Origin of the sequence: Curtobacterium sp. PsM8, from assembly GCF_030433875.1 — a bacterium.
Lineage (GTDB): Bacteria > Actinomycetota > Actinomycetes > Actinomycetales > Microbacteriaceae > Curtobacterium.
Window position 1 is genome coordinate 1 of record NZ_JARUXD010000187.1, and the last position, 237, is coordinate 237.

Here is a 237-nt window from a genome sequence, read left to right on the forward strand (position 1 = left end):
GGGTCTACGCCGCCGTGTGGCAGGTCGGGAGGCTGGGACCGACGACCGGCGACGAGTACCGGACGGGCGTCCGCCTTCCCGTGGTCGTGATCCCGGGCGTCTACGAGACCTGGCACTTCATTCGCCCGCTGATGGACGTGCTGCACGACCGCCGCCACCCGGTGCACGTGCTCACCCTCCTCCGGCACAACGTCAAGCCGGTGCCGCTGTCCGCGGAGGAGGTGATGGGGTACCTCG

General features: G+C 70.5%; 1 pseudogene. It reads left to right on the forward strand.

The window, feature by feature from the left end:
• Nucleotides 1-237: pseudogene (locus tag QCD68_RS17305) on the forward strand (alpha/beta hydrolase); the annotation flags it as partial.